The 3,714-nt window shown below is 61.2% G+C and carries 4 protein-coding genes; 1 reads left to right on the forward strand and 3 read right to left on the reverse strand.

Annotation, left to right across the window (positions count from 1 at the left end):
- Positions 1-153 precede the first annotated feature (153 nt).
- Positions 154-675 carry an HdeD family acid-resistance protein gene (locus C4885_RS15710; protein ID WP_114001232.1) on the forward strand — a complete coding sequence of 174 codons (522 nt, stop codon included), beginning with the start codon at positions 154-156 and terminating at the stop codon, positions 673-675.
- Positions 676-824: 149 nt separating this feature from the next.
- Here the strand turns inward: C4885_RS15710 and C4885_RS15715 are convergent, their stop codons facing one another.
- The 3 genes from C4885_RS15715 to C4885_RS15725 are packed head-to-tail and all read right to left on the reverse strand — an operon-like array spanning position 825 to position 3,611.
- A complete protein-coding gene (locus C4885_RS15715) occupies positions 825-1,607 on the reverse strand; it encodes an ABC transporter ATP-binding protein (RefSeq protein WP_114001233.1) in 783 nt (260 codons plus the stop codon).
- Positions 1,600-2,619, reverse strand: a complete 1,020-nt coding sequence (locus C4885_RS15720; protein ID WP_199488132.1) for an iron ABC transporter permease — start codon at positions 2,617-2,619, stop codon at positions 1,600-1,602. Before C4885_RS15720 ends, C4885_RS15715 begins: the two co-directional genes overlap by 8 nt.
- Positions 2,616-3,611, reverse strand: a complete 996-nt coding sequence (locus tag C4885_RS15725; protein ID WP_114001234.1) for an ABC transporter substrate-binding protein — start codon at positions 3,609-3,611, stop codon at positions 2,616-2,618. Before C4885_RS15725 ends, C4885_RS15720 begins: the two co-directional genes overlap by 4 nt.
- Positions 3,612-3,714: the final 103 nt, after the last annotated feature.

The raw sequence follows: 3,714 nt of genomic DNA on the forward strand, positions 1-3,714 counted from the left end.
TCCAGTATTATCTGCGCTTTTGGCCTAGCAGCTGCCGCACCTCGCTCGCCGTATCGGCACTTAGAATTATGCGGTATTGCCATAGAAGGCAGGTGCGCCCTGCATGGCGCAGCGTACATCGGCCCAGGCTATCCACAAGGAGGGACTGCTTTTATGAAAGAGATCCGTTGGGAACTGATTTTGATGCCGCTGGTCAGCATTGTGCTGGGCATTTACCTGATCATGCAGCCGGGTGCCGCCACGGTTGCGCTTTGTTCGCTGATTGGCTGGCTGATTTTGCTGGCCGGTGCTGCCGGTGCGGTCAATTCCGTCACCTTCCAGCGCGCCACCTTTATGACTTCGCCTTTGCTGCCGGTCAGCGTGGCAGGCATTATGGTGGGGCTGTTCTTCATTACACGGCCTTACACGCTGGTGGAGATCGTGGGGCTTATCATCTGCATATTTTTGATGATTCAGGGCATGACCAGTATCCAGACCGCAGTCAACCGCAAGCGCTGGGGCGACACCCTGTGGTGGGTGCCGCTGATCATCGGCATTGCCTGTGTGCTGCTGGGTGTATATGCCCTGTTTGCGCCGGGCGCTTCCACCGCGCTGATGATGCGCATTGCCGGTATCATGCTGGCATTCAGCGGCGTGGTTAACATGATCGCCGCGTTCGCCCTCACCAAACAATAACCGTTAAAGCCGCATAAACAAACCGACCGCAGGGGCGAATGAGTTATCGCCTTTGCGGTCGATTTTGTTTGTATTGGGTTGTGGGTGTTATGATTGGAGCGATGCGGCGGCGGGCGCACGATGTGCCCCCTACGGGTGATTCACGTTTTTCAGCACTCTGCCGAACCAGAATTTGCTTGCCCCTCCGCCTTCACATACCACACCCCATCCGGCGCACGGCACAAACGGACGCCAAACACCCGATCCACCGCACCGGTGGCAGCAAGGGCAGCGGAGGTATCGCAGCCAAGCAGGCGGCCACCGCCCAACAGGGCAATGCGATCCGCATACTGCATGGCCTGGGGCAGCTCGTGCATAACCAGCACCACGGCTTTGCCGCCCGCTGCCACGCTGCGCAGCAGATCCAGCAGTTCAAACTGGGCGCGTACATCCAGAAAGGCACCGGGCTCATCCAACAGGATGGTGGTTCCGTCCTGGGCCAGCGCCATGGCAAGGTACACCCGCTGGCGTTCGCCGCCGGAAAGCGCCCGCACATCCCGATTTGCCCAATCCAGCGTGCCGGTCCGGCGCATGGCCTGCTCCACCGCAGCGGTATCCTGCGCTGTCATCCGGCGGGAAAAGCCCAGATACGGGAACCGCCCATGTGCCACCAGCGCCCGCACCGTGATTCCCGGCACCGGGCGGGACTGCGGCATAAACGCTGCTGTGCGGGCAAACTCTTTGCGGCCATAGCTGGCGATGGAGCGGTCATCCAGCAGAATATTGCCGCTGCGGCAGGGCAGCGTGCGCGTCATGGCGCGCAGCAGGGTGGTTTTGCCGCTGCCATTGGGGCCAATCAGCGCGGTCAGCTGGCCGTTTGGGGCGGCAAAGCTCACATCCCGCACCACATCCTGTGCGCCATAGCCCGCACTGACATGCTGTAATTCAATCATACATTCGCCTCCCCCTGCCGTGCAGCAGCAAGCCAAGGAAGAACGGCCCGCCGATGAGGGACAGCAGAATGCCCACCGGCAGTTCAAACGGAGCAAACAGGCAGCGTGCCAGCACATCACACAGCACAACAAAAGCCGCCCCCAGCAGCATGGCCGCGGGCAGCAGAATGCGATGGTTATTGCCCACCAGCCGCCGGGCAATGTGCGGGGCCAGCAGCCCCACAAAGCTGAGCAGCCCTGCAAAGCTGACAGCTGCCCCCGCCAGCAGCGCCGCCGCCAGAATGCCCAAAAAGCGTACTGCTCCGATGTGCAGCCCCAAGGAAGCTGCACTTTGTTCCCCCAGGCATAGCACGTTCAGATCTGCCGCCAGCAGCAGAGCCAGCAGCGTCCCGGTGATCAGGTAGAGCACAGCGCCTTTCAGCCCGGACAGTGTTACGCCGGACAAGCCGCCCACCAAAAAGTCTGATGCCCCGGCAATCGCATCCGGGTACAATAGCTTGATCGTATTCATGCCCGCGGTCAGCATTCCGCTGACGGCAAGGCCCGCCAGCACCAGCGTGGTGCGGCTTACCCCGGCCCCCAGCGCCAGCCCATACACCAGCAGGGCGGCGGCCAGCGCCCCGGCAAACGCCGCAGGCTGTACCGCGTTGGGGTGGGCAGGCCACAAAGCCGCAGCACACAGTGCCGCCAGCCCGGCGCCGGCGTTCACGCCGATCACGTTAGGGCTTGCCATGGCGTTGTTCAGCACGGCCTGCAGCAAAACGCCCGCTGCCGCCAGCGCGCTGCCTGCCAACAGCCCGGCCAGGGTGCGGGGCCAGCGCACATGCAGCAAAACGCGGTAGACGGCGTTTTGGGGATCGCCGCTGCACCATGCCTGCCACAGCTGCAAAGGGGTATAGCCTTGGCTGCCAAAGCAAAGCCCGGCCAAAGCTGCCAGCACCACGGCCAGCGCTAAAACGGTCAGCGCGGCTCCCTGCCTGCGCAGGGTGGGCAGTGTTGCGGGCTGTTTCATGCCAGGGCCTCCAGCTGATCAGCCAGCTGGGGATACAGCAGCGCCGCAAGGGTGCGGTAGCTTTCGCCCCAGCGGGCGTTGGGTTTATAGTGGAACAGCGCTTTATCCAGCAGATAATAATGGCCGCTCTGCACGGCGCTCAGGCCGGACCACGCAGGATTGGCCTGCAGGTTTTCGGCCAGCCAGTCCAGCGCTTTCTGCTGGCTGGCCCCCATGGTAACCACAAAAATGTCTTCCGGGTCATCCGCAATGATGTTTTCCATGCTCAGGTTTTCCAGCAGGCTGTCGTCCGCATCGGCAATGTTTATCGCACCCAAGTCCTTCAGCATTGCGCCGGTCATGTTATCGCTGCCTTTTGCCTTGCAGCCGGAGGAATACGCCCGCAGCAACAGCACATCGGGGGCGGGCAGCTTGGCGTTCTGCACCAACTCCAGCACATCGGTGATCTGCTGCTGCACGGCAAGGCCGTTCTGCTCATACAAATCCTCGCGGCCTGTCATATTACAAAAAGTGCGCAGCATGGCAAGGTATTCATCAAATGTATTGGTTTTAAAATAGGCGTGCGGCACCCCTGCCTCCTGCAAAAATTCATGCAGGGCCGTCTGCTCACTGACCTCGGCATTCAAAATCACAAAGTCCGGGTTCTGGGCCAGAATTTCCTCGGTGTTGGGGTCCTGATTGGTGCCGATCACGGCAATGTCTGTTCCCAGGTCCAGCCCACGCTCCTTGATGGCATCCTCCGTTGTGGCCGTCAGCGTGCCGCCTGCCAGGGTCCATGCTTCGGCAAAGCTGCCGTACAAGCTGACCACACGGTTCCAGCTCTGCACGGTAACGGGGTAGCCCATGGCATCGGTAAATGTAACGCCGGACTGGGTTTCGGCTGCTTTCGCCGTCTGCTGCGGGGCGGGCGCCTGCACGGCCTGCGGTGCGGCACACCCGGCCAGCAGCAGGGCCGCCAGTGCCAGGGCAGTTATTGCTTTTTTGTACTTCATTTTGTGTTTTCCCCTCTATATGCTTTAGGGCAATACCGCATAATTCTAAGTGCCGATACGGCGAGCGAGGTGCGGCAGATGCCAAGCCAAAAGCGCAGATAAT

The sequence above is a fragment of the Subdoligranulum sp. APC924/74 genome (assembly GCF_003324125.1).
In the GTDB taxonomy this organism is placed as follows: domain Bacteria; phylum Bacillota; class Clostridia; order Oscillospirales; family Ruminococcaceae; genus Gemmiger; species Gemmiger qucibialis.

Excerpts from the sequence above, each read along its gene's own strand:
- C4885_RS15710 (WP_114001232.1), top strand. The coding sequence starts at position 154 with ATGAAAGAGATCCGTTGGGAACTGATTTTGATGCCGCTGGTCAGCATT.
- C4885_RS15715 (WP_114001233.1), bottom strand. The coding sequence starts at position 1,607 with ATGATTGAATTACAGCATGTCAGTGCGGGCTATGGCGCACAGGATGTG.
- C4885_RS15720 (WP_199488132.1), bottom strand. The coding sequence starts at position 2,619 with ATGAAACAGCCCGCAACACTGCCCACCCTGCGCAGGCAGGGAGCCGCG.
- C4885_RS15725 (WP_114001234.1), bottom strand. The coding sequence starts at position 3,611 with ATGAAGTACAAAAAAGCAATAACTGCCCTGGCACTGGCGGCCCTGCTG.